This window comes from Shewanella zhangzhouensis (genome assembly GCF_019457615.1).
GTDB classification, from domain to species: domain Bacteria; phylum Pseudomonadota; class Gammaproteobacteria; order Enterobacterales; family Shewanellaceae; genus Shewanella; species Shewanella zhangzhouensis.
In genome coordinates this window covers 479738-503693 of sequence record NZ_CP080414.1, presented here as the reverse complement: position 1 = coordinate 503693, position 23956 = coordinate 479738, and the positions used below count along the sequence as shown (strand labels likewise).

At 55.1% G+C, this 23956-nt stretch carries 21 protein-coding genes; 10 read left to right on the top strand and 11 right to left on the bottom strand.

The window, feature by feature from the left end:
• Positions 1 to 122 precede the first annotated feature (122 nt).
• A complete protein-coding gene (locus K0H63_RS02210) occupies positions 123 to 875 on the top strand; it encodes an outer membrane protein OmpK (RefSeq protein ID WP_011758533.1) in 753 nt (250 codons plus the stop codon).
• Positions 876 to 932: 57 nt separating this feature from the next.
• On the opposite strand, the gene udp is transcribed toward K0H63_RS02210, so the two are convergent.
• On the bottom strand, positions 933 to 1691 hold the full coding sequence (gene udp, locus K0H63_RS02205) for a uridine phosphorylase (protein ID WP_011758532.1): 759 nt from the start codon (positions 1689 to 1691) through the stop codon (positions 933 to 935).
• A 437-nt stretch (positions 1692 to 2128) separates the two neighbouring features.
• Here udp and K0H63_RS02200 point away from each other — a divergent pair, with 437 nt between their 5' ends.
• On the top strand, positions 2129 to 2344 hold the full coding sequence (locus K0H63_RS02200) for an HP1242/YdcH family protein (RefSeq protein WP_011758531.1): 216 nt from the start codon (positions 2129 to 2131) through the stop codon (positions 2342 to 2344).
• Positions 2345 to 2430: 86 nt separating this feature from the next.
• On the opposite strand, the gene K0H63_RS02195 is transcribed toward K0H63_RS02200, so the two are convergent.
• Positions 2431 to 3606: a type III PLP-dependent enzyme gene (locus K0H63_RS02195; protein ID WP_220066521.1), complete on the bottom strand. Its 1176-nt coding sequence runs from the start codon at positions 3604 to 3606 to the stop codon at positions 2431 to 2433.
• Between the two features lie 306 nt (positions 3607 to 3912).
• On the opposite strand from K0H63_RS02195, the gene ygiD reads away from it, so the two are divergent.
• A complete protein-coding gene (gene ygiD / locus K0H63_RS02190) occupies positions 3913 to 4686 on the top strand; it encodes a 4,5-DOPA-extradiol-dioxygenase (RefSeq protein ID WP_220066520.1) in 774 nt (257 codons plus the stop codon).
• A 141-nt stretch (positions 4687 to 4827) separates the two neighbouring features.
• Positions 4828 to 5676, top strand: coding sequence for a mechanosensitive ion channel family protein (locus K0H63_RS02185; RefSeq protein WP_220066519.1), 849 nt, complete (start codon positions 4828 to 4830; stop codon positions 5674 to 5676).
• 27 nt (positions 5677 to 5703) lie between these two features.
• Here K0H63_RS02185 and K0H63_RS02180 read toward each other — a convergent pair whose 3' ends face one another.
• Positions 5704 to 6588: a radical SAM protein gene (locus tag K0H63_RS02180; RefSeq protein ID WP_220066518.1), complete on the bottom strand. Its 885-nt coding sequence runs from the start codon at positions 6586 to 6588 to the stop codon at positions 5704 to 5706.
• A 202-nt stretch (positions 6589 to 6790) separates the two neighbouring features.
• On the opposite strand from K0H63_RS02180, the gene K0H63_RS02175 reads away from it, so the two are divergent.
• Entirely contained in the window at positions 6791 to 6970 is a 180-nt protein-coding gene (locus K0H63_RS02175) for a hypothetical protein (protein ID WP_258405636.1), read from the top strand.
• Between the two features lie 96 nt (positions 6971 to 7066).
• Here K0H63_RS02175 and K0H63_RS02170 read toward each other — a convergent pair whose 3' ends face one another.
• From K0H63_RS02170 to K0H63_RS02155, 4 genes are all read right to left on the bottom strand, one after another.
• Entirely contained in the window at positions 7067 to 7384 is a 318-nt protein-coding gene (locus K0H63_RS02170) for a putative quinol monooxygenase (protein ID WP_220066516.1), read from the bottom strand.
• 4 nt (positions 7385 to 7388) lie between these two features.
• Positions 7389 to 7847, bottom strand: coding sequence for a GNAT family N-acetyltransferase (locus tag K0H63_RS02165; protein WP_220066515.1), 459 nt, complete (start codon positions 7845 to 7847; stop codon positions 7389 to 7391).
• A gap of 128 nt (positions 7848 to 7975) precedes the next feature.
• Positions 7976 to 9565 (bottom strand): DHA2 family efflux MFS transporter permease subunit, encoded by a 1590-nt coding sequence (locus K0H63_RS02160; protein WP_220066514.1) that lies wholly within the window; start codon positions 9563 to 9565, stop codon positions 7976 to 7978.
• 10 nt (positions 9566 to 9575) lie between these two features.
• Positions 9576 to 10622, bottom strand: coding sequence for an HlyD family secretion protein (locus K0H63_RS02155; RefSeq protein WP_220066513.1), 1047 nt, complete (start codon positions 10620 to 10622; stop codon positions 9576 to 9578).
• A gap of 99 nt (positions 10623 to 10721) precedes the next feature.
• Between K0H63_RS02155 and K0H63_RS02150 the strand changes: the two genes are divergently transcribed.
• Positions 10722 to 11663, top strand: a complete 942-nt coding sequence (locus K0H63_RS02150; protein WP_220066512.1) for a LysR family transcriptional regulator — start codon at positions 10722 to 10724, stop codon at positions 11661 to 11663.
• 136 nt (positions 11664 to 11799) lie between these two features.
• Positions 11800 to 12828 carry a DUF4382 domain-containing protein gene (locus K0H63_RS02145; protein ID WP_220066511.1) on the top strand — a complete coding sequence of 343 codons (1029 nt, stop codon included), beginning with the start codon at positions 11800 to 11802 and terminating at the stop codon, positions 12826 to 12828.
• A 24-nt stretch (positions 12829 to 12852) separates the two neighbouring features.
• Here the strand turns inward: K0H63_RS02145 and K0H63_RS02140 are convergent, their stop codons facing one another.
• From K0H63_RS02140 to zntR, 4 genes are all read right to left on the bottom strand, one after another.
• Positions 12853 to 13179 carry a hypothetical protein gene (locus K0H63_RS02140; RefSeq protein WP_220066510.1) on the bottom strand — a complete coding sequence of 109 codons (327 nt, stop codon included), beginning with the start codon at positions 13177 to 13179 and terminating at the stop codon, positions 12853 to 12855.
• Between the two features lie 31 nt (positions 13180 to 13210).
• Positions 13211 to 15184: an alpha/beta hydrolase family protein gene (locus K0H63_RS02135; protein WP_220066509.1), complete on the bottom strand. Its 1974-nt coding sequence runs from the start codon at positions 15182 to 15184 to the stop codon at positions 13211 to 13213.
• A gap of 195 nt (positions 15185 to 15379) precedes the next feature.
• Entirely contained in the window at positions 15380 to 16813 is a 1434-nt protein-coding gene (locus K0H63_RS02130) for an SO_0444 family Cu/Zn efflux transporter (protein ID WP_220066508.1), read from the bottom strand.
• Positions 16804 to 17265 (bottom strand): Zn(2+)-responsive transcriptional regulator, encoded by a 462-nt coding sequence (zntR, locus tag K0H63_RS02125; RefSeq protein ID WP_220066507.1) that lies wholly within the window; start codon positions 17263 to 17265, stop codon positions 16804 to 16806. Before zntR ends, K0H63_RS02130 begins: the two co-directional genes overlap by 10 nt.
• Before the next feature lie 292 nt (positions 17266 to 17557).
• On the opposite strand from zntR, the gene purH reads away from it, so the two are divergent.
• The 3 genes from purH (at position 17558) to K0H63_RS02110 (ending at position 23892) form a co-directional block, all read left to right on the top strand.
• The gene (purH, locus tag K0H63_RS02120; RefSeq protein WP_220066506.1) at positions 17558 to 19147 is read left to right on the top strand and encodes a bifunctional phosphoribosylaminoimidazolecarboxamide formyltransferase/IMP cyclohydrolase; all 1590 of its coding nucleotides are present in this window, start codon (positions 17558 to 17560) and stop codon (positions 19145 to 19147) included.
• A 57-nt stretch (positions 19148 to 19204) separates the two neighbouring features.
• Positions 19205 to 20500: a phosphoribosylamine--glycine ligase gene (gene purD / locus K0H63_RS02115; RefSeq protein ID WP_220066505.1), complete on the top strand. Its 1296-nt coding sequence runs from the start codon at positions 19205 to 19207 to the stop codon at positions 20498 to 20500.
• Between the two features lie 194 nt (positions 20501 to 20694).
• A complete protein-coding gene (locus K0H63_RS02110) occupies positions 20695 to 23892 on the top strand; it encodes an ImpA family metalloprotease (protein ID WP_220067782.1) in 3198 nt (1065 codons plus the stop codon).
• Positions 23893 to 23956 lie beyond the last annotated feature (64 nt).

Below are 23956 nucleotides of genomic sequence, written 5' to 3'. Positions count from 1 at the left end.
TTTCCCTATATTGCCTTGGCTTTTCGACCCGGACCGGACACAAAAATGCCGGAGGCCATCAGGCACTCATATATGCCGGGCGAATGCAATCTGCATCTGCCTCTACCCAAGGGAAATGAATAATGAAAAAAACCTGTCTGTGTCTTGCCCTGCTGCTGTCGCCCCAGGCGTACAGCAACGAATTGGTTCAGTGGTGGGACGCCAGCGTCACCGCACTCTATGGCACCAATTACGATTTAGCCCCTTCTGATGAACAAACCACTATCACCCTGGAAACCGCCGGCGGCTGGAAGTACGGTGATTGGTTTGCGTTTCAGGACTTTATTAACTTTAACGGCCACAATGGCGGTAAGGACAGCACCACCTACGGTGAAATATCCACTCGCTTCAGTGCCGGTAAAATCCTCGGTAAGTCCGTCGGCTTTGGCCCGGTAACCGATATGTCACTGGCGCTGACCCTGGAAGAAGGCGAAGGCCCGGTGGAGACCCTGCTCTATGGCGTGGGTATGGATTTTAAACTGCCGTTTTTCACCTATTTCCAGCTCAACACTTACCGCCGCGACGCACAAAACAGTGCCAATATCAGCGATGGTTGGCAGTTGACCCCGGTATTCCGGATTGATATTCCGGCCGGCCGCAGCAAAATCGTCCTCGATGGCTTTATCGATTGGGTATTTGTCGCCGATGAAGACGGCTATGAAGAAAACTTCCACTTCAACCCGCAAATCAAATACGACCTGGGCGCCACTCTCTTTGGTGATGCCAGGAAAGACCATTTGCTGGTCGGTATCGAATACGACTACTGGAAAAACAAATACGGTGTGGACGGTGTAGACCAGAGCACCTATTCCATCATCGCCCAGTACCATTTCTGATAAGCTGGACCACCCATAAAAAAGGCGCCCCGGGGCGCCTTTTTTATTCATTGACCATCAAGCCAAGAGTTTGCGGGCTGCAGCGACCACCACAGACACAGCGCTGACTTCGGTATTTTTCATGGTCGCCTCATCAGGAATTTCCTGCTGAGTACGGTTTACAATCACACCCGCCACGCAGGCAGCGCGCCAGCCCTGGGAAGCACACATGGTAAACAGGGTCGCCGACTCCATTTCATAGTTCAGCACGCCCATTTCCTGCCACTCTTTCATGGAACCTTCGAAACGGCGGGTCACGCGACCTGATACTGTGTCGTAACGCTCCTGACCGGGATAGAAGGTATCACTGGAAGCGGTCACACCAACATGGGGCTCAACGCCGGCATCACGGCAAGCCGCCACCATGGCAGTGGTACACTCAAAGTTGGCTACCGCCGGGAACTCCATCGGGGCAAAGTGTAGGCTGGCACCATCCAGACGCACTGACGCCTGGGTCACAATCAGGTCACCTACGTTCACATGGGGCTGGATCGCACCTGTGGTGCCTACACGCAGGAAAGTGTTGATACCCAGCTGCGCCAGCTCTTCCACAGCGATAGAGGTGGAAGGACCACCGATACCGGTTGAACAAACCACAACAGGCTTGCCATCCAGATACGCCAGGTAACTGGTAAATTCACGATGGCTGGCCAGGAAGGTTGGCTTATCCATCAATTCGGCAATACGTTTCACACGCTCTGGGTCGCCAGGCACAATCGCCAGCGTGGCACCATCCAACATGTTTTTTGTTAAACCCAGGTGAAATACATCAGCCATGGTGAAAACCCCTTTCATTTTTGATAATAAAATTCTAATAGCTTCGACTTTAACCTAGTATCGAAGCGGATAAGGTTAACTGGATCACGAATTTTCCGCCAAGCTTTATGGCAAAAAACGTAATCCAATTACCAATACGGTTACGAATACCGCGTTGAGACGCTTAAGCCTTGTCCCGGCCACTTTTCAGCCCGCGAAGCACGCTTACTGACTATTAAGATAGCAGCCGTGGGGTGATACGCCATGGCCCGAATGACGGATTAACAGCAAGACAAATCAGGACTTGGACCTGCAATGTGAAACAAGATAATTTAAATAAAAATCAAATAGATAAAATATGTGTATCGACTTAGTGATCCGGATCACTTTTATCCCATGCAACTGGGCGTAGGGTTGATTTGAACCCAGGAGAAAACGCACAGCAGAGGGAAGAATAGATGTTTCCAGAATACCGGGATCTGATTACCAGATTAAAAACCGAAGATGCGCATTTTTTAAAAATATTCAACGAGCACAATGAGCTGGATAAAGAAGTAAAGGAGTTGGAAAAACATCTTTCCAGTGATGCCACCCCAGAATTAAAAGTTTTGAAGCAAAAGAAGCTGCACTTGAAAGAGGAACTGCAACAGATCCTCAAGTCATACGACAACTGATGTCACACTGCCAGCTTGCTTCAAAAATAAAGGGTGCCTGAATGGCACCCTTTATTTTTACGTTACCGTTATCCCTGAAACGCCGATTACAGGTAGTAATCCTTGAGCGGCGGGAAACCGTTGAAGCACACTGCTGAGTAAGTGGTGGTATAGGCACCGGCGGTCAACCAGTACAGGCGGTCACCGATGGCGAGATCCGATGGCAAACCATAGGCATAGTGCTCATACATGATGTCGGCACTGTCGCAGGTTGGTCCGGCAATCACACACTTGTCCAGCTCACCCTTCTTTTCGGTGAAGATGGGGTATTTGATGGCCTCATCCATGGTCTCAATCAAACCTGAGAATTTACCCACATCTGTGTATACCCAACGCTCAAGCGCTGTGTGAGATTTACGGCTGATAAGTACCACTTCAGAAATCAGCACGCCGGCGTTGGAAATCAGTGAGCGACCGGGTTCCAGAATGATTTCAGGCAGCTCATCACCAAAGTCTTCCTTAAGGAAGTGCTTGATTTGCTGAGCGTAAACACCGAGTTGATTGGTCTTGTCGATGTAGTTGGCCGGGAAACCGCCACCCATGTTAATCATCTTAAGCACAATACCGTGATCTTCACGCAGACGATCGAACAGTACCTTCACCTTACCGATGGCGGCATCCCAGGCGCCGATATCGCGCTGCTGAGAACCCACGTGGAAGGATATGCCGTAAGGATCCAGACCCAGCTCTTTTGCCAGCGCCAGCAGCTCATAGGCCATTTCATTCTGGCAACCGAACTTGCGTGACAACGGCCAGTCAGCGGTTTGCGAACCTTCCGTCAGGATCCGCACATACACTTTGGAGCCCGGGGCTTCTTCGGCAATCATGCGCAAGTCGGCTTCAGAGTCAGATGCAAACAAACGCACGCCACGCTCATAAAAAGCACGGACATCTTTGCGTTTTTTGATGGTGTTGCCAAAGCTGACGCGATCCGCAGTCACACCGACTGCCATCACCATATCCAGCTCATAGATAGATGCGATATCAAAGTTGGAGCCTTTGTCTTTCAGCAGGGTCAGGATCTCCTTGGCGGGATTGGCCTTAACTGCATAATAAACGTTGGCAAACGGGAAGTTGGTCACCATGTCATCGTATTGCTTCGCGATGATATTGGTATCAATCACCACAAAAGGGGTTGCCTTGTCTTTGGCGAATTCCTGAATTCGTGCAAAGGTTTCACTATCGTAAAAATCAGCAACGTCAATAGATTGAAACTGGCTCATTGGCCTTGGTTCTCCTGTACTTAGCCCGAGTGGATGGCATCAATGTGATGGTAAAAAACGTGCGAAGTAGACGCTATTTTCGCTGAAGATGCAACGAATTTTTATGCCATAAAAGCAAATTTTTATTCCACTCATTTTCCACTTCAATGACTGCAATTTTTTACCAATTTAATCAGTAGCTTGAGTATCAGTTTACCTATCTCTTTTACTGTTCGATTTTCTGAGCAGATTTGACGAGAATTTTGCAATTTTCCTGATGGATGTGTCGGACTATGCTGGACCGACAAATCAACCAATGGAGTCCCAATGTCAACCTTACCCATGCCTGCCCTTTTTCTTGGCCACGGCAGCCCAATGAATGCGCTCGAACATACTCCCATCAGCCAAAGCTGGCGCAAGCTTGGGCAAACCCTGCCCAGACCCAGGGCCATATTGATGATATCGGCCCACTGGAACACCCGTGGCACTTTGGTTTCGGCCGCTACCCAGCCCGACACTATCCACGACTTCGGCGGTTTTCCCGATGCCCTTTATGCCATGCAGTATCCAGCGCCGGGGGCGCCTGAGCTGGCGGCGCAAATCGCAGCACTGTTACCCAACAGTCGCCTGGATCACTCGCGTGGTTTGGACCACGGCGCCTGGTCACTCTTGGTTCATCTGTACCCCGAGGCAGATATTCCGGTATTGCAGCTGAGCCTGGACATGCAACTCACGCCAGAACAAGAGTATGGCACAGGACGGGCATTACGGACGTTGAGGGAGCAAGGCGTGCTGATTATCGGCTCGGGTAATACTGTGCATAACCTGCGGGCGCTGGTTCCCGGCGACGGTACTTATCCCTGGGCATCAGCGTTCAACGAAGCAATAGGCCAACGGCTGCTGGATAAGGCCGATGACGCCGTATTGGATTACACCAGTCTGGTCAATGCCGATACCGCCAGACTCTGCCATCCCACGGACGAGCACTTAAGGCCATTGTTTTACCTTTTGGGCACAGGCTACCCGGATGAACCCAGAACTCTGTTCAACAACCAGTTGACCATGGGTGCCATCAGCATGCTGAGTCTGAAACTGGGCTGAGGAGAAGTCAGCCTCCTTCTCCAGCCGCCACACAGGCATTCTCTTTCCCATCGCCAACAGGCAAAATGTCAGGATATTTGAAGCAGATGTTGATACCTCAGGGTGAATTCATCGGCAAATGAAGGAAGCTGCGGAGGAAATATGAATAACACAGGTCTGGAGCAGGGACTGCAACAGGAATTGGCTCAGCTGCAAAACGTCTATGACCTCATCACCGAGTTTTTGGTGCAATACAGTTTTCAGCTGATTGGTGCCCTGCTTATCTTTTTGCTCGGCCTTTGGCTTGCGGCCAAGGTCGCCGGCATGGTCAACAAACAACTGGAAAAGTACCGGGTCGATATCACCCTCGCCAGCTTCGTCACCCACCTGGTACGCATTCTGATTATCATCATGGTGGCCATAGTCGCTTTGGGTAAGCTTGGGATCAGCGTCACCCCCATGGTGGCGGCCATAGGCGCAGCCTCACTCGGTGCCGGTCTGGCCATTCAGGGGATGCTGTCAAACTATGCCGCCGGCATCACCATCATAGTGACCCGCCCCTTTGCCGTGGGTAACACCATCAGTGTGCGCGGGGTGACCGGGGTGGTGAAAGACATAATGCTTGGCATGACAATTCTCACCAATGAAGAAGGCGAACAGATCAGCATTCCCAACAAGCACATAGTGGGAGAAATCCTGCATAACTCCTTTGAATACAAGCTGGTAGAAAGCCAATTCAACATCTGTTATGACCAGGATGCCGATGCCGTTATCGCCTTGGTCAACAAGGCGCTGCTTGGCAGCGGAAAGCTTCATGCCGAGCAGCCTCCCCAGGTGGGGATTAACGGGTTTAACAATCTGGGTATTGAAATTGGCCTCAGATACTGGCTGCCCACCCAGAGCTATTTTCAGGACAAATACATCACCCATCAGGCTATTCACGGGGCGCTGAAAGCCGCTGCCATCAAGATCCCGTCTTTGAGCCGGGAAGCCCACCTTATCGGTGAATAAACAGGCCGGAGGCGCTCCACGAGCGCCTCACAGTCCCCGCTGCCATTCCTGCCTCAGCGGCACGGCGCCCGGCGAGTCCAGCGCCAAACGCACCTGCGACAACAACTTGTCTTTGTCCCGCCCCAGAACACCCTTGAGCACCAGATAATTCGACGCATGATCCGAGCGAAACACTGTCTGCGACAACTCAAGGTGCGTCAGCAGGGTATGCATTTCTTCCAGCAACCCTCGCTGTTCCGGCAAGCGGAAGTCCTTGTCAAAGCCTTCATCCATGCGTGCCTTGCCCAGGGGCAGCGTAACCACCAGGGTACTCAAATAGTCCGGCTGGGCGGCATTCATCAGCCGGGCAGAATTCATGGCATGTTGCTGTGACAAATGTATGCCACCAAGGCCGGTTAGAATCATCACCGAGGACTTCATCCCGGCCGCGCGTATTTTCTCCAGTGCCGCCAGGGAGGATGCAAAGGTTTCACCCTTCTCGACTCGGGCCAGTACTTCATCATCGCCACTCTCGCAGCCCACATACATGAGGCTGAGCCCCAGCTCTCTGAGGCGGACAAGTTGCTCCACCGACTTGTTGCTGAGGTTTCTTGGCAGGCAATAGCTGCTAATCCGGCTCACATCGGGCAGGTATTTGTGGATAAGCAGCAAAATGGCTTCCAGGCGGGCAAATGGCAGTGTCATGGCGTCACCATCGGCCAGAAACACCCGTCTTATGGGCACACCTGATGCGGCGGCCTGTTTCAGGTCAGCTTCAATTTTGTCTTCTTTAAAGGCACGGAAACGCTTTTGTTCAGCGGTGTACATGTCGCAAAAACGGCAGCGGTTATAACTGCAGCCGTTTGTCACCTGCAGGATCAGCGATTGCCATTCAGAGGGAGGACGAAATACCGGAGCTATGTAATTGAGCATGAACAGGAACCTTTGACTATTCAGTCATAAGAAATGCTTACAAATATGCGCCAGCGCAAATTTTAACCATACAACTGCTGTTAAAATGCGCGGCAACTGTGCCAGTTTTCACCTAAAAAGGCGAGTCATGATGAATCAAACCGCATTGGTGGAGCAAGACAGGCGAGGGAGCGCCCCAACGTTTCAGCAGCATTGGAATATCATGACTGCCGAACAAAAAATGAGTTTTTACCGCTTACAGGCCTGGGGATACAGGTTGTTGTTTGTGCGCAGCATGCCAAGGGGACCGCTGGCGGTGATAGCGCAGGATCAAGAGTTGGCAGCCCTGACTGCCGATGGCGAATTGGATACCAATCCGCAAATAGTGCTGCGCGGCCAATAAAAGATAACTACCGCCGGTTTTCAGCATTAAAAAAGCCCCTCTCAGGGGCTTTTTAACGTCTGTGTTACTGCTGCCTGCTGCCAAATATCAACCGACTCAGACAATGATCTCGTGGTAGGTTTCTACCTTGAAAGACTCCACCAGTTCGGGCATCTGCTGATGAAAATAGTGCTGAATGGCATCCTTGGCACAGTGGCTGTCGAACGCCTCCACATCCACGAACTTTTCGATAAAGGTAATGCGCCCTGGCTCGTCGCGGCTCTGGTTCAGCTCGTATCGGATGCAACCCACTTCCCGGCGGGTATCGGGAATAAGCGCACCCAGGGCCTCAATCAGGGCTTCTTCTTTACCGGGAAACGCTAAAAAGCTCGCCACACACACCAGTTGGCGACGGTTAATCACATAGTTTGTCATCTTCTCATGTCCTTTGATGAAAGCGCATATCCAGATGGGGGATCCCATCTTCAAGGTAAACGTCGGAGGCTGGTGTAAAACCAAGTGAGGAATAAAAACCCTGCAGGTATTCCTGCGCCCCGATTTGAATGCCGGCGTCAGGCCATGTTTGCAGGGCATGTTCAATGGCTTTGTTCATTAACGCTCTGGCCATGCCACCACCGCGCACCGCTTCGGAAACAGCGACCCGGCCGATACTGGCTTCAGGGTAACTGAGTCCCGGCGGCAATATGCGCGCATAGGCGACCAGCGAATCCTGCTGCCAACCCAGCAGATGCATCGCCTGCGGATGCAAATCTTTGTCGTCGAGTTCGGGATAGGGGCAATGCTGCTCTACAACAAAAATATCCACTCTGAGCTTCAATAAACGGTACAACGTCAGGGCATCGAGGTCGGAAAAAGCCTGTGTTTGCCAGCGGATCATAGGGGCCTCCGGGTAATTGACCGCGGTCAGTCTATCACCGCCATCGGCCCCTTGCAGCCCCGCTTTGGAGGATTAGACGCCATCCCGCTGCTGCCAACCAAGACGCCTCGCCCCACAAACGCCTTGCCTCAGTGCCCGGCACCGCTGCCATTCCCGGCCTGAGAGGAAGGTCTGATAAGCAATACGGCTACTACGGCCACCAGCAGCAGGCCCCCTATGGCAAAAAACACATCGTTATAGGCCTGCATGTAGGCTTCCCGCACCAGGGTATCAGACAGCATCTTGCGGGCCATCGAATCGGCTGCCATGGGATCGGCCCCTGCCGCAAACAGGCTGCTTGCCTGCTGTTGCAGGTAGGAGTGCGCTTGTTGACTGACCGCGGGCAGCGACTCTTTCAAATAGGCCAGATGCTGGCGGAAGCGGTTATCCAGCATGGTTGCCACCAGCGCAATACCACAGGCACCACCGAGGTTACGGATAAGATTCAGTAGCGTAGAGGCGCTTGGGGTATCTTCCTGACGCAAATGCATGGTCGCTATCATACCAATGGGCACCAACACGAATGGCTGCCCGAGCGCCCTGACGATTTGCGCCAGAATCATCTGCTCACCGGCATACTGAGCCGTCATATGGGCATTGAGATAGTAACTCAGGGCAAACAACAAAAAGCCCCAGGCCGCCAGATAACGGGGATCCAGCTTTTGGGTCAGTTTTGGCACCAGAGGCAGCACCAAAAGCTGCGGAAACCCCATCCACATGATGACCTTGCCGATTTCCAGCGCCGAATAGTTATGGATCTGCGACAGGTAAAGCGGGATCAGGTAAATGGCGCCAAACAACCCCAGCCCCAACAAAAAATACGACAGTGACGACAGCGCAAAGTCCCTGTGGGCCAGCAGACGCAGGTTCACCAGCGGGTTGCGGCTCCTCAGCTGCAAATAGACAAACAGCACCAGGTTGACGGCGGCTATGATGGCCAAATCACGGATAAAGTCGGAGCCGAGCCAGTCTTTGCGGTTCCCCTCTTCCAGCACCACCTCAAGGCAGCCAAGCCCGAGCGCCATGGTGGCGATGCCACCCCAGCTCACCTTGCCAAGCTTTGCCCAGTCGATGGGGCCTTTTTGCAGGCCATACGCCAGCATCCACAGCACCAGGAGTCCGGGCGGTACATTGATATAAAACAGAAAATGCCAGCTGAAATGCTCGGTCAGCCAGCCACCCAGAGTAGGCCCGATGGAGGGCGCAAAGGTGGCCGTGACGCCAAAGAGCGCCATCCCCATGGCACGCTTCTCAAAGGGCAGGCATTCCACAATCAGACGAAACGCCAGCGGGATCAGGGCGCCGCCAAAAAATCCCTGCAGGGCACGAAACGCAATCAGCGAGTTCAGGTCCCATGCCATGGAACACAGCAGTGAGCTGATAATAAAGGCGGTGGTACTCCACAGCAGGTAACGGCGCACCGACAAACCGGTACTGAGCCACCCCGACAGGGGGATGGCAATCATTTCAGCAACCAGATAAGCGGTCGAAATCCAGGAACCTTCTTCAAGGGTCGCCCCCAGACTGCCCTGGATCTCCTTCATGGAAGCATTGGTGATCTGGATATCCAGAATCGCCATAAAGGCGCCGATAAGCCCCCCCATCACGGCAATCCAGGCGCGGCGACTGCCTACACCGTAATCCACCTCGGTTTGCGGCAACGCAATACTCGCACTCATGCCCGTCCCCTCAGCGACCGGCGGTCACTGTCAGCTCAGGCGTAGCGGCCGTATCCACAGACACCACAGCGCTGAGCCCCGGTACTACCTTTTGCTCTCCGGGTGGCAGCTCAAGGCGGATACGGACGGGAATGCGCTGTACAATTTTTGTGAAATTGCCAGTGGCATTTTCGGCGGGCAATAAGCTGAATTTGGCGCCGGAAGCCGGTGACAGGCTGTCGATGACTCCATGGAAATCATGGTCGGGAAACGCGTCGAGTGACACTGCCACCGGCTGGCCCGGAACCATGGCCTGGATTTGGGTCTCTTTAAAGTTCGCCGTAATCCACACAGTTCCGTCCGGTACCAAACTGAAAAGCGCCTGTCCCGGCTGCACATATTGGCCGACAAAGGCGCCGCGCTTGCCCACTATGCCGTTAAAGGGTGCGCGAATTTCGGTATCTTGCAATTGAAGCCGGGCCAGCTCCAGCCCCGCATTGGCTTCGGCCCTGGCAGCAAACAGCTGCTCGCGCTGGGCCTTGAGCACCCCCAGCTCCTGCTCTCTGGCAGCCAGTGACGCCCGGGACTCGGCGAGTCTGGCGGCAGCGCCATCAAACTCGGCTGTCAGACGGTCAACATCATCCTGGGAGCTGTAATCGCGACGACGCAGCTCGGTGGCGCGTGTCAGTTGTTGCTGTACCCGGCGAACATCGGCCTCACTGGCCTGCACTCCCGCCTTGGCCTGGGCAATCAAAGATGCCTGCAGCAGCAGCTTGGCTTCCAGGGTCGCGAGCTCGGCCCCTACGCTGGCCAGCCTGGCTTCACTTTGCAGCACTCTGGCGCGAAACTCGCTGTCATCCAGCTTCGCCAGCAGGGTGCCCGCCGTGACATATTGGTTGTCCTGCACCTCAGATTGCACAACCAGCCCAGGCACTTTCACGCTCAATTGGGAAATATCGGCTTCAACGTAGGCATTGTCTGTGTGTTCAATAAATCTGAGGCTGTGCCACAGATAAAAGCCACCACCGGCCAGCACCAGCAGTACGGGTAACAGCACCAGGGCTTTTGACTTGCTCATACAATAGACTCCTTATTCAGTGGCTGCTATTGTAAAACTGTCTCTTTAATATTATTAGTCAGTGGAAATTCAACCCACTGTTTCACAGGTGTAACAATAATGGATTTGAATCGGGTGCAGATATTTGCGGCCGTGGTGGAGCATGGCAGTTTTACCGCCGCAGCCACCGCACTGGGGATCACCAAGGCCACGGTGAGCCGCAAAGTTGCCGAGCTGGAAGAAAACGCCGGCGTCCAACTGCTGTTTCGCACCACCCGCGCGCTCAAGTTAACCGAAGCCGGCAGCAACTATTACCACAGGGTCAGCAGGGTGCTGTCGGAGCTGCAGCAGGCCGAAACCCAGCTGAGTGCCAGCCAGCAAAACATCCGCGGCAAGCTGAAGATTGTCTGCCCCATAGAGCTGGGCCAGCTGTTTCTTGGCAGTATTCTCGCCCGCTTTTTGAAGCAATATCCCGACATCCAAATCAATACCGAACTCACCAATCGCCGGATCGATGTGATTGAAGAAGATATCGATATGTTGTTTCAAATCGCCGAACCCAAGGACCCCCGCCTCACCTGCCATGCCATGGTCAAGGCAGACAAGATGCTGCTGGCCTCCCCCGAGTATCTGGCACAGTTTGGCACACCAAAGGCACCGGCCGATTTGGCGCACCACAGGGCTATTAGGCTGGTATCGGCCCATATCGACGGCGTCTGGAAGATATTTGATGGCAAGCAGTGGCAGATATACGAACCCGTGGCCCAGCTCACCGTCAACAATGTCACCCTGGCAAGGGAGGCCGCCATCGAGGGGCTGGGCATAGCGACTGTGCCAACCCTCATCGCCAGTGAGGCCCTTGCCTCAGGCAAACTGGTCCCCGTTCTGGAGGACTATCCCATGCATCAGGCGAAAATTACCCTGAGCTACCCTCAAAGCGCGTACTTACCACGGCGATACCGGGTATTTATCGAGTTTATTTATCAACACCTGGTGGCCCAATTCGGCGATCAGGTGCTTGAAATACCTGACTTCATTAACATCAATTCATCTCAGGTTTAATGGGCAAAAGATTGCGTTTACCGCATGATTGCTTATCCTGATAGGCACGCCCTGACTCTCAGGGCTGGGGGATCATGGAAGAAGACAACCTCAAAAAAAGGGAAAAATGGAACTCTGAATAACAAAAAGGTGCAACATGAAACTCACCAAAACGCTTATCGCCGTCACCCTGACCTCGTTGCTTGCAGCCTGTGGTGGCAGTGACAATGACTCAAATCCACAACCTCAGATGGGCAGCTTCAGTCTGGGCGTATCTGACAACCCAGCCGATGCAACCCAGGTCAACATTGCCTTCAAACAGGTAGTGCTGAAAAACGCCGATGGGTCTCAGTCTTTCAATGTGTCCACCGACGGCAACTCCAAACAGGTTGATCTGCTGGCATTTCAGGGCAGCTCGGCCGAAATCCTGGTAGAAGGCGTTCAGGTACCGGTTGGCGAATACCAGATGTGTATCTACATGGAAAACCGTGAAACTGTGGATACCACCAGCTCATTCGTTAAAACCAACGATGGCAACGACCACGGTCTGGTGACCAACAGCAATGGCAGCTGTGGTGGCGTTGGCGCCGATGAAGCCGATACAGGTCGCCTGTTCTTCAACAAGTCTTTCACCATTGCAGCCGGTGCCAACGATTACGTGGCCGAGTTTGATCTCGCCCGTGGCATCCAGGCGCCCCATGGCAACAAAGACTACTGGACCCTGAAGCCTACCTCAGTGCAACTGGTAAACCGCGCCGAAGTTGGCAACATCAGCGGCCAGGTCAGCGACGAGCTGATGGCTGCCTGTGAAACTGCCGCCGGTGGCAGCGAGTTTGCCCCCGCCGTGTACCTCTACCCCGCCGCAACTCTGCTGGACAACATGAGTGATATCAGCCCCACGGTTACCGAACCCATGGTCGCTCCGCTGGCCGTTGCCCGCGTAAACGAAATCACCAATGCAGAGGAAGCCGTAATCGGTCATGACTACGAGTTTGGTTTCGTGGTCACCGGTGATTACGCACTGGGCTACACCTGTGTTGCCCAGAACGACGATCCGGAAGCCGACAACTCGCCAACCGATGTTGAAATGCCTTTCTTCATCCATGCCGATGAGCAGGATGTAACAGTGACCAAAGGTGAAACCACCATTCGCCACTTCCCCGGTGACTTTACTCCCGCCAGCTGATAATCAGCATCCAAAGCCCCTGTTTCAGGGGCTTTTTTGTGCCCCCATTTTGCCAGTACGACCAGCTAGTATTTGTCGATATAAGCAATGTTGGCTTAGCTTAAAATAATCTATCCACGCCAATTTCAATTCTCTATTCTGGTTCTTGCCGAACAAAAAATGTCCTGGCAAACGTTCACAACAACGCAGGAAGCCACCATGAGCAGAGATCAGAAAAAACAGCCCCAAAAATCCATGAAGGAAAAGCGCGCCGCCAAACAAGCCAAAAAGCAGGTTGTCAGCAGCGGCAAGGTTGAAAACCTCGGCAAAAAAAGCAAATAAGGTCGTGACCTTATCCAATAAAAAAGGCACTCAATGAGTGCCTTTTTTGATTGCCTTAATCTCAGGGTTTCAGGTACGTATCCAGAAACTTGAGGTACGCCTCGGATGCGGTGATCCGATTGGCTTTCTTGGTAAAGCCGTGGCCTTCGTCATCGAACAGCACATACTCAACCGGCACGCCATTGGCGCGGACTTTTTCGACCAACTCATCGCTTTCCACCTGCAGTACCCGCGGATCGTTGGCGCCCTGAATGACCATCAGAGGGCGAACAATTTTTTCGGCATGGAACAGCGGCGAAATGGCCTTGTGCCGCTCGGCATCGGTGGCGGGGTCGCCCATCTCGTCGTACAACGACTTACGGAAACTCTCCCACCAGGGCGGGATGGAGTTCAGGGTACGCACCCAGTTGGTAACACCGAAAATATCTATCCCCACCTTGAACTCTTCGGGAGTAAAGGCGAGCGCGGCGGCAACCATGTAACCACCGTAGCTGCCACCCATGATGCCGATACGCTCCTTATCCACCCAGTCCAGGCTCTGGAGGTATTTCTTGCCCCACACCATGTCCTTCAGGTCGCCATCACCGTGTTTTTTGTCATCCAGATGGAAGAAGGTTTTGCCATAACCCGAGCTGCCGCGGTTGTTAATGGCAAAGACCACGTAGCCGTGATTGACCAGATGTTGGATGGCCGGATTGTAGCCGCTGCGGCTCTGGCCACCGGGGCCACCGTGTACATAAATAACCGCAGGGGACGGACTGGCGGCGTGGGCCAGCTTGGGTCTATACAGGAGACCTGGGATCTCCAGACCATCAAAGCTCTTGAACCTGACCACCTCAGAAGGCACCAGATTGGCGCTGTCCATGGCAGGACTGAGTGCCTTGGTGAGACGCTTTACTGAAGGCTCGCCTATCTGCCAGACATACAGCTCAGACGGTGAAATATCTGAATTCAGATAAAACACCATGGTTTTATCGTCTTTGGAAAAACTTACGCCACGGAAATCCCCCGGTGGCAAAGGTGGCAGGGCCAACGCCTTGCCGGTTTGGGTGTCTGTGATGGTGACCTTGGTGCTGGCATCGGCATTCACCGCCATGGCCTGATAGCGACCACTGTCCGAAAAACCGTAATAGCTGACATCCCAATCACGGCTGGCGATAGGTTTACGGGTGCCGGAGGCGATATCATATGCCCACACCTCGTTGAACTCGGATTTGGCATCGCTGCCGTAATACAGGGTTCGACCATCGTGGGAAAAGCTGAATACCTCCTCGGCAGCCTCAAGTCCCGGTTCGCTCACCATCACGGGTTTGAGGGCGCGGCTTCGAAGGTCCAGCAGATAGATGTCGATATCCTTGTTACTGACTGACTTATTCAGCGCCACGAAGCGGCCACTGCGGTCTATATCACCCAGTGAATAGCCTTCATCGTTTTGAAAAACCAGGGTGCGCTCATAGGTCCTGGCATCGTAACGATACAAATCCATAAACTTGGGATTGCGCTCATTGGTCTGCACAAAAAACACCGTGCCATCACCACTGAATCCGGCAAAGCTCGCCCGGGTGTTATCGCCCGGAGTCAGGTCTTTCACACTGCCATCCAGCTCACGCACATACAGGTGGTTCAGCTCATTACCGCCCTTGTCCTTACTCAGCAGCACCCTGTCATCCCCTGGGAACCAGCGCACCGGGAAAGTACTGTCTTCAAAGTTGGTCAGCTGAGTTTTGCTGCCATCGAGCAGGCTAAGGCGATACAGGTTATAAATACCTGATTCATCCGACCCCACCAGCACGGCGCTGCCGTCGGCAGAAATGCTCGAACCCGTGTAGGAGGTGGTATCAAAAAAGGTTTTGGCATCGTACCTGGGGTGTGCCAGCAGCAAGGGTTTGGCGTAGGGCTGCTTGGCAGTGGCGGCATCCTGATTATTGGTGGCGTTGGCATTCGCCGCTGTATCCGCCCCCTGATTGGATTGGGTCGATTGGCAACCAGCCAGCGCCAACGTGGCCAGGCTGAGTGTCAGCAGGGTCTTTTTCATGTGTATCCCTCTTTGTAATAAGGTCAGTCCGTTACCGCAGGAACTTCCACATCATTCAACGCCAATGCCGGGAAGACAAGTCTATTTTGTAAACAAATACAATAACCAACGGCAAGTTCAACCTCGCCTTCATGGCATCAACGCCAATAAAAAGGCCCCGCTGGTGCGGGGCCTGTTAATGCTGTGCCGTGAACCTTAGCTGCAGCAGCTGCCGGTTTTCTGTTTGCGCGGCAGCTTTTGCCACAGCACCCGGCCCATCAGGAAAGCGAGCAGCAGCCCGGATGAGGCCACCAGCCAGTCTGGCAGCATGGCATGCTCTTCACCAATCTGCGGCGCCACTTCAAAGCCGAAGGTCGCCACCAGATAGTTCACCAGCACACCAAACACCAGGGCCACACCCAGCACACCGCCGAGGTAGCCAAACAGCGCCCGCTTACCCAGCTCCTTGGTCACTACCCCCAGGGTTGCGATATTGGTGGCAGGGCCTGCCATCATAAATACCAGCACAGCCCCGGGTGAGACACCGGCCAGCAGCAAACCGGCCGCAATCGGGGTCGATGCCGTGGCGCAGATATACATGGGAATGGACACCACTACCATCACCAGCATAGCGAGAATGCCATTGCCCCATTGAGCCAAAAAGTCTGCCGGTACATAGGTTTGCACCAAGGCGGCAAAGAAAAGACCAATCAGCAGCCAGATGGCGGTATCGCGCACCAGGTCGGTTGAGGCATACACCAGCCCGTCCCATATCCGCGCAATCACAGAGGCAGGCTTATCCGCCGTGTGAGCATGCTGTTGCGTGCTGCCGCAGCAGCCCGCATCGGCAGATTTGGCTGTGGGTGTGGATGAAGAAGCGCAGCAGCTTTGTGCCTCGGGCACCGCGACCTTGGGGCTGCAACAGGAGGCCGTTTCAACGGCGGGCTTGGCGTCGCAACAAGAAGCCGCAACCGCCTTTGGCGTGCAGCAGGCTCCCTGTATGGGTTCGGGCTTGGACTCAGCTTCGGCTTTGCCGGAGCAGCAGCTGGCGCCAGTCTTTGCCGCTGTTTTTTCGGTAACTGGTTTGAAACTCACCGCAGGCGCCCCCGACAGCTTGGCGCCGGTGGGGGTCATCAGTGGGCTGTCTGCCGCAACCGGTTTGAAGCTCATTGCAGGCTTGGCGGTCTGGGCCATTGGCTTTTCAGACTGCGTTTCAGACGATGCTTCTGTGGATTGGGATCTGTTATCCGGCTCATCTTCATCGCGGCCGACCAGCAGCCCTGCCACTATGGCGCTGGTCACGGCGGCAATGGGGCGCACTATGGCCATAAAGGGGCCTAGCAGCACATAGGAGACGGTCACTGAATCGACGCCTGTCTCAGGAGTGGAGACCAAAAACGAGGTGGTGGCCGCCTTGGAGGCGCCGCTGCGCCGAAGGCCAACGGCCGCCGGAATAACCCCGCAGGAGCACAGCGGCAAGGGCGCGCCCAGCAGCGCCGCCTTCACCGTGGCCTTAAAGCCGTGGCCACCGAGCTGCTTTTGCATCCACGCCATGGGCACAAACATTTTCAGCATACCGGCCAAAAACAGCCCCAGCAGCAGCCAGGGGGCCGATTCCAAAAACAAGTGGAGAAAGTTATTCAACAACATGAGTCATCATCCTTATGCTGCGCGCTGCCGTGATGTTCCGGGCGCACCTGATGATTGGTTTCCAAGGCTTCCAAAATGGAGCAGTGTTCGGCGCTTTCGGGGCCGCCGCAGCAGGCGTCTGACAAACGCTGTAAAGAATCGCGAAACACCGTCAGCTCAGCGATTTTGGCACTCACCTGCTCGAGCTTGTCATCCACCATGCCCTTCACATCGGCGCAGGCCCACTCGGCCTTATTAAGCTCAATGGACAAGAGCTCGGTGATTTCATTCAGGCTAAAGCCCACCGCCTTGGCACGTAAAATAAACTTGAGCCGGGCGGCATCTCCCTGGCTGTAAAGCCGGTAGCCCGAATCGCTGCGCATTGAGGGCGCCAGCAAACCGTGCTTTTCGTAAAACCTCAAGGTATCGGCTTTCACCTCACAGAGGCTGGCCAACTCACCAATGCGATACATGTGTCTATTCCGAATTTCAACAATGGCGCCAGTATAAACCTTGGAGTTTAATCCAAGGTCAAGGGTCTGTATTGCCTTGTGTGTCGTTCGCAGAACGATATTGTGAAATCACGCAGAAAAAACAGCGCCGGGCAGCGTTTTACGGTAGAATACGCGCCCATAAAAAGGTGTCTTGGCAGACAAATAAACTCGCGTAAGGGGAACGCGAGGGGCTTTTGGAAAATAAAACCTTGATGTTGTTTTGTTTTCCGAAAGATCCTTGAACCCTTAACAGCGGAAAACTGTACCCAAAATGAATAATGCCAGACCCATTCGCCGCGCGCTGCTGAGCGTGTCCGATAAAACAGGTATCCTCGAGTTTGCCCAGGCACTGCATGCACAGGGCGTAGAACTTCTGTCCACCGGTGGCACTGCCAAGCTGCTGGCCGATAACGGCGTACCTGTGATCGAAGTTTCTGACTACACAGGTCACCCTGAGATCATGGACGGTCGGGTCAAGACCCTGCATCCCAAGGTGCATGGTGGCATTCTGGCGCGTCGCGGCCAGGACGAAGATGTAATGGCTGCCAACAACATTGGTCCTATCGATCTGGTTGCCGTTAACCTGTATCCCTTTGCCGCTACCGTTGCCAAGCCTGGCTGTACCCTGGAAGACGCCATCGAGAACATCGATATCGGCGGTCCTACCATGGTGCGCGCTGCCGCCAAGAACCACAAAGACGTGGTGATTGTGGTTAACGCCAAAGACTACGACCGCGTGCTGGCCGAAATGAGCGCCAACGGCGGCTCTACCACCCACGCTACCCGTTTCGACCTGGCCATTGCCGCCTTTGAGCACACTGCTGCTTACGATGGCATGATTGCCAACTACTTCGGCACCATGGTGCCTGCTCACAGCAGCGACGAGTGCCACGACGACTCCAAATTCCCACGCACCTTCAACACCCAGCTGGTGAAGAAGCAGGACCTGCGTTACGGCGAAAACAGCCACCAGAGCGCTGCCTTCTACGTGGATTTGAACAGCGACGAGGCCTCTGTGGCCACCGCCACTCAGCTTCAGGGTAAGGCCCTGTCTTACAACAACATCGCCGACACAGATGCCGCCCTTGAGTGCGTAAAAGAATTCGACGCCCCTGCCTGCGTTATCGTCAAGCACGCCAACCCCTGTGGTGTGGCCTTGGGCGACAACCTGCTGGACGCCTACAACCGCGCCTACAAGACCGACCCAACGTCTGCTTTCGGTGGCATCATCGCCTTTAACCGCGAGCTGGACGGCGACACCGCCGCTGCCATCGTTGAGCGTCAGTTCGTGGAAGTGATCATCGCCCCCGTGGTGAGCCAGGCTGCCCGCGACGTGGTTGCCAAGAAAACCAACGTACGCCTGCTGGAGTGCGGTCAGTGGACCGAGCAGACCAAGGGTCTGGACTACAAGCGAGTAAACGGTGGTCTGCTCATTCAGGACCGCGATCAGGGCATGGTGACCGAGGCTGAGCTTAAAGTCGTGACCAAGCGCGTACCGACAGAAGCTGAACTCAAAGATCTGATGTTCTGCTGGAAAGTAGCCAAGTTCGTTAAATCCAACGCCATCGTTTATGCCAAAGAAGGCATGACCATTGGCGTGGGCGCAGGCCAGATGAGCCGCGTTTACAGTGCCAAGATTGCCGGCATCAAAGCCGCCGATGAAGGTCTGGTGGTTGAGGGCTCTGTGATGGCGTCTGACGCCTTCTTCCCATTCCGCGACGGTATCGACGCCGCAGCGGCTGCCGGGATCAGCTGCATCATCCAGCCCGGCGGTTCTATCCGCGACGAGGAAGTGATTGCCGCCGCCGACGAGCACGGCATGGCCATGGTGTTCACCAACATGCGCCACTTCCGCCACTGATAAGATTGAGGCAGCCTTAGGGCTGCCTTTCGCATTCAAGATTTAAGGAATAAGCAGATGAATATTCTCGTAATTGGCAGTGGTGGCCGCGAACACGCCCTGGCCTGGAAAGCCGCTCAGAATGCCGACGTAAATACCGTATTTGTGGCCCCCGGCAACGCCGGCAGCAGCCTCGAGCCCAAGGTGGAAAACGTGGCGATTGATGCCACCGACATCCCTGCGCTGCTGGCCTTTGCCAAAGAAAGCAATATCGCCCTGACCATAGTTGGCCCCGAAGCGCCGCTGGTGATTGGTGTGGTTGATGCGTTTCGCGCCGAAGGCCTGACCATCTTTGGTCCAACCCAGGGTGCCGCTCAGCTGGAAGGCTCCAAGGCCTTCACCAAGGACTTCCTGGCCCGCCATCAGATCCCAACGGCGGATTATCAGAACTTCACCGAAATCCCACCCGCCAAAGCCTTTGTGGCCGAGCTTGCCGCCAAGACAGGTTTCCCAGTGGTGATCAAGGCCGATGGTCTGGCCGCAGGTAAGGGCGTGATCATCGCTCAGGATCAGGCCGAAGCCGATGCCGCCATCGACGATATGCTGGCTGGCAACAAGTTCGGTGAAGCCGGTTCCCGCGTGGTGGTGGAAGAGTTCCTCAGGGGCGAAGAAGCCAGCTTTATCGTGATGGTCGATGGCAAAAACATTCTGCCGATGGCCACCAGCCAGGATCACAAGGCCCGCGATAACGCCGACCACGGCCCCAACACCGGTGGCATGGGCGCTTACTCACCAGCCCCTGTGGTGACTCAGGACGTACACGACTGGGTGATGGCCAACGTCATTCGCCCAACCGTGGATGGCATGGCTGCCGAGGGCAATGTCTACACCGGCTTCCTGTATGCCGGTCTGATGGTTGACCCACAGGGTCAGGCCAAGGTGCTGGAATACAACTGCCGCTTCGGCGACCCGGAGACTCAGCCCATCATGATGCGTCTGAAGTCTGATCTGGTTGAGCTGTGTCTGGCAGCCTGCCGCGGTGAGCTGGATAAAGTCACCGCCGAGTACGACAGCCGCGCCGCCGTAGGTGTGGTGCTGGCCGCCGGTGGTTATCCCGATGACTACCGCAAGGGCGACGTGATTGAGGGGCTGTCCCTTGGTAACAACGATGCCAAGGTGTTCCACGCCGGTACCAAGATGGTCGATGGCCGCGTCGTCACCAACGGTGGCCGCGTCCTGTGCGCCACAGCCCTTGGCAACAGCGTGACCGAAGCGCAAAAAGCCGCTTATGCGCTGGTGGATGAAATCCACTGGGATGACGTGTACTTCCGCACCGACATTGGCTATCGCGCCATTGCCCGCGAACAGCAGTAAATACCCGTCCTTGAGAAAGCCGGCATACGCCGGCTTTTTTGTGCCTGCATTTTGACGAACGTCAAAGACACCATTCTGTAACGCAATGAATTTATTAAACTAAATTCTTTAAAGCCAAGAGGGAAAGGTTATAATGCCCGCACAAAAACAGTACAAAAAACCCACAAGGAATACCCATGAGAAACACAGTGGCCATGCGAAATACCCTGATATTCACCGCCCTGAGCCTGGCCCTCTATGGCTGCGGAGGAGGTGGTTCTTCCGACGGTGATGGTGGCACCACGCCACCCGCTGCAACCCTGTACACCGCCAAAGCCCAAAGCAGCAGCGGCGGCCAGCTGTCTCCCGCCAGTCTCAGCATTGAAGCAGGTAAACAGGGTAGCTTTACTGTAACTCCAAGCAGCGGCTTTATCCTGGATACCATTGAGGGTTGTGGCGGCACCTTGTCGGGCAGCAACTACACCACGGCTGCCATGGGTGCGGATTGCACCGTCAGTGCCAGCTTTATCACCAATGCCGCCAATGCCATTCGCCACCGCGACCACAGCCTGGCCACCGATGATGAGCTTATCAGCCACGCAAGAGATGCCGTCGCTGCGGCCGAAGGCTCCCGTAAGGCGCTGGTCGACTCCCTATATCAGGGCATTTCCCAAATCAGCTGGCACCCGAGCCACGACTCCATCACCTTCACCAGTTTCCTGCCTGAACGCACCCACACCTTACTGCCCGCCAATAAAGATGGCGGTGGCAACAGCGCCAATCGAGGTCTGGTGATGGTGTCAGAAGAGGGTGAGTACCGCAGCGCCGCCATGGCAGCAAACCTGTTTTCGGTCAGCACCTCAAGCGACACCGATATGCTGCTCAAACGCCTCATCGGCTGGCTCACCAGGGGCGCCGACCAAACCAATGGCCTCAGCATAGTCACGGCGCAAATGCCAAGCCGCGCCGACAGCTGGTACTTCCCCCATAACGAAGGGATTCGCACCTGGCTGACCAATAACTATGCCAATGCCCACAGCATCAACGACGCCAACAGCTGTGATTACAATGCGTTATCGACTTGCATAGATAACCTCAAGCCCGACCTGATTATCCTGTCGGACATCGACCGCCAATCCCTTGGCCATGAGGGCATAGCCGCGGCCGTCGCCAAAGCCAAAGCAACGGGGATCCCGCTGCTGCTGTCCAACTACTGGCGTGAAGCCAGCCCCATGCTCAGCCCGCTGTACCAGCAAATGGGGCTGGTGACCTATGGCAACTATTGGTCAAAACTCAACGCCGACAATCTGGCCGTGAGCGACATCCGCGCCAGCGATGCCAATCTGGCAGCGGTCGACCGTCTGCTGGCCAACCTCGGCGCCGGTAACTTCGATACCGCGCTGCTGGCCAACTGTGGCGGCAACTTCCTCTCCTGTGATGAGGCTGGCTTTGTTGATGCCTTCAAAGCCGGTGCCGACTGGCTTCGAGGCGCAGCCGTCACGCTCGATAATATGGGCCAGGATGCCTTGTCACTGAATGGCGCCGACACCCTGCATGCCGCCGTGCTGCTTGCCGACAAATACCGCGCTGCCATCGACTACCCCATCGCCTGGGAAGAGCAGCAAAACTGGCAGCAAGCCATGTTCGCCGACTGGCTGGTGAACTATGCCCGCACAGATAATAAACCCCAGCCCGATCTGGGTGAGTACGTGACTGACCGCAGCAATCTCGCCAAGGGCAGCAACGCCAGCTATGCCCATCCGGCCACAGTCACCGAGCGCAAGACCATAGGCGTGCCCTACCCTAACCAGTGGACCACCACCGGCTGGTATGTGCTGCCGGGGCAAACTGTGACCCTGAATCGACTGGATAACAGCGATGCACGGGTGGAAATCAAACTCAACTACCACAGACGCAACACCAACCGCGCCTTCGAGCAAAAGGTGTACCGGGCACCACTGGAGCTGGCCACCCAGCGCCTGCGACTGGAAAAGGGCGAAAGCATCAGCTTTTCAAGTCCCTATGGCGGACCTCTGTACCTGTATCTGGGTGGCAGCGGTGAAGCCCTGAGCACAGACATCAGCGCCAGCGGCGTAACCCGTCATCCGGCCATCATGAATTTCAGCGATGACAGCCAAATCACCGCCTTTAATGAGCGCCTGAGCCAGACCGAGCTGCCCCATGTGGATCTGCGTACCGATGGCGCCGAGCAGCATATGCGCCGTGACCGCTTTACCAATGCCATTGGCGGCGCCGTGGCCGATGTGAATGCGCTGCTGAAAAGCATCTCGGAAGATCATATCAATGCGGTTTACACCCTGGCCGGCTTTAAAATTCAGGGCAAAACCCTGGCTGAATCTCTGCCTGCCGATGTGAAAGCCGCCTGTGTGAATCTACTTGGCAGCGAGTGCCTGGATGAAGCCCTGCACACCCGCAAAATCATCCAGCACGCCAACTACGACCAGAACGCCCACTGCGGCGCCGGTTGCAGCGGCAACCCCTGGGATGCGGCCTGGAACATCAGCCCGACCGGCTGGGGCGATAACCACGAGCTTGGCCACAACCTGCAAACCAACCGCCTCAATGTGCAATATGCCGCCGCAGGCGACGTAGACAACTGGGCCGGTTACGGCAGCCGCGCCGGGGAAAACTCCAACAATATCTTCCCCTACGTGGTGAAATGGCAGGCTCACTATCTGCGTGACGGCAACACCACGCCTATCACCGATGGCCATATGAACCATAAAGATTTGTTTTATGTGTTTATGTCGGACGCCGCCAGCGTGAAAGACAGCAGCGGCAACCGGGTGGTGCTTGGCGCCAACTGCAAGGTACTGGATGCGGGCAGCGACCGCTATGAAGCCCCATGGAAGAGCAACAACTATGCGGTGCACAACGGCTATCGGATGGCGTTTTACATCCAGATGGCGCTGCGCAGCCACGGCATGCAGCTGGCCGATGGCACCCGTCTGGCCAATGGTTTCAATATCTTCACCCTGCTGTACCAGCACCAGCGCATCTTTGGCGCCTTAAGCGGCAATCAGGCCGATTGGGATGCCAATAAAGACCGTCTCGGTTTTGGCCTGTTCCCCTTCGAAGGCCACAGCGTTTACGCGGGCAAGAAGGTGCGGGATATTCCGGGCAACGACTTTATGCTGGTGTCGTTAAGCAAGCTCACCGGCATCAACTGGCAGAGCCACTTCGACATGCTGGGGCTGCGCTACTCAAGCCTCGCCGCCACTCAGGCGCAGGCCAATGCCACCAAAGGCAGTCTGCCGATGGGCATGTATGTGCTGGAGACCGACCTGCCGCCAGCCAATATGAGTGAAGGCCTGAGCTTCCTGCCGCTGTCACTCTCAGATGCCACCACCCAGTGGCGCGATGGCAGCTCACCGGCAAGTTGCAGTTTGTAAAACAAAAAAACGCCCTTCGGGGCGTTTTTTAATGGGTAACTCAACCGTGTTTACAGGCCTGAGT